This window comes from Methylobacterium sp. WL18 (genome assembly GCF_008040015.1).
Taxonomy (GTDB): Bacteria; Pseudomonadota; Alphaproteobacteria; order Rhizobiales; family Beijerinckiaceae; genus Methylobacterium; species Methylobacterium mesophilicum.
Genome location: NZ_VRVD01000788.1, coordinates 1 through 1916 on the forward strand (window position 1 = coordinate 1; position 1916 = coordinate 1916).

Annotated in this window: 2 protein-coding genes; both read left to right on the forward strand. The window is 72.3% G+C overall.

The features are described from left to right. Positions 1 to 370 (forward strand): ATP-binding cassette domain-containing protein (locus FV228_RS28295; protein ID WP_147857525.1); only part of this gene is annotated, 370 nt, incomplete at its 5' end. A gap of 418 nt (positions 371 to 788) precedes the next feature. Continuing rightward, positions 789 to 1697: a cell envelope integrity EipB family protein gene (locus FV228_RS28300; protein ID WP_147857526.1), complete on the forward strand. Its 909-nt coding sequence runs from the start codon at positions 789 to 791 to the stop codon at positions 1695 to 1697. Positions 1698 to 1916 lie beyond the last annotated feature (219 nt).

The window sequence follows — 1916 nt, forward strand, 5'->3', positions numbered from 1 at the left end:
CCTGCCGCAGGGCTACGCGCAGCCGCTCGGCAAGCGCTTCGCCGGCGGCCTCGACCTGTCGGGGGGCGAGTGGCAGAAGGTCGCGCTGTCCCGGGCCTACATGCGCGAGGCCGAGATCCTGATCCTCGACGAGCCGACCGCGGCGCTCGACGCCCGGGCCGAGCACGACGTGTTCGCCCGGTTCCGCGAATTGTCGGCGGGCCGCACCGCGGTGCTGATCTCGCACCGGTTCTCGACGGTGCGGATGGCCGACCGGATCCTGGTCCTGGAGGGCGGCCGGCTGCTCGAGGAGGGCAGCCACGCCGCCCTGATGGCGCGGGGCGGCCGCTACGCCGAGCTGTTCACCCTGCAGGCCCAAGGCTACCGGTGAACGTCAAGGTTTCGAAAGGTCCGGGACCTTTCGCGGGTCCAGGGCGGCGCCCTGGTCCATCGGGGCTTTGCCCCGATACTCCGCTCAGCCCCAGCTCTTTCACGGTGTTGGGCCGAGAGCCGGGACAGGGCGTCGAGCCGGTCTGCAGGGCCCTTTCCCGGGCGCATGCAGCGCCAGCGGAATGCGACCCGGGACCCAGCACATGACGGCGCGCAGCGTCCGTCCGATCGACCTGTGCCGCTGGCGCGGCGCTTCGTGTGCTGGGTCCCGGATCAGGTTCCGCTTCGCTTCACCTGTCCGGGAGAGGGGGGCGCGTGATCTGCGCTATGGGAACCCCGTATCGGGGACCGCCCCGATGCCCGACGATTGCCCCTTTCGCGTCGCCTGCTATCTGGCGGACCTTGAACCGGGATCATCCATGCGCCTCTCGCACCTCCTGACGGCCGGCCTTCTCGTCTCCGCCTGGGGGGCGCAGGCCGCGCCGGCCGTCTCCGAGCCGCCGCCTCCGCCCGAGGCCAAGGCCGAGGCCCCCGCGCCCGCGGGGGAGATCGTGCTCGCCAACCACCGGGCGGTCTACGACCTGTCGCTGGCCGAGGGCGGGGGCACCCGCTCGGTGGAGAGCGCCCGGGGCCGCATCGTCATCGACTTCCGGGGCGATGCCTGCCGCGGCTACACCATGCTGACCCGGCAGGTGACGGAGCTCTCCTCCGGCGAGAGCGGGCCGCGCCTGTCGGACATGCGCAGCACCACCTTCGAGGGCGGCAAGGGCCGGGAGTTCCGGTTCAAGACCACGACCCTGATCAACAACCAGCCCGCCGCCCCGGTGGACGGCACCGCCTCGGAGCAGGGCGACGGCGTGACCGTGAAGCTGAAGGGCGCCAAGTCCTTCGCCGTGGAGGGGCCGGTGCTGTTCCCGAGCGAGCACATGCGCCACCTGATCGCGGCGGCGCGGGGCGGCCAGGCGACCCTCTCGGCCAAGGTGTTCGACGGCTCCGACGACGGCAAGAAGATCTACGACACCTTCGCGGTGATCGGCCATGCCGGGGCCGGCCCGGCCGCCGACGCCGCCCGCGACAAGCCTCTGCGGACGGGGCCGCTCTCCGGCATGCCGCACTGGCCGGTGCGGCTGAGCTACTACACCCCGGGGGCGGGGGAGCGGACGCCGATCTACACCCTCGGCTTCGACCTCTACGAGAACGGGGTCAGCGGCGCGCTCAAGCTCGATTACGGCGAGTTCGCCATCCTGGGCGACATGACCACCCTCGACATCGACGATCAGGCCGGCCGGGCCGCAGCCAAGGAGGGCGAGAAGGGCTGCACGCCGTGAGGCTGGGGCCGAGGGTCATTCTGGATCGAGGATGAGGCGGAAGGCCGTGCGCGCATCTCCCTCCCCCCTCTGCGGGGGAGGGTGGGCCGGCCGTCAGGCCGGGTCGGGAGAGGGGAACCCGGCGTCCGAATGAGGCAGAGCCGATGTGCGGGTCAGCGCTCTTTCCTGCACCGGCGCTCCCCTCTCCCGACCCCCTTCGGGGGCCACCCTCCCCCGCAG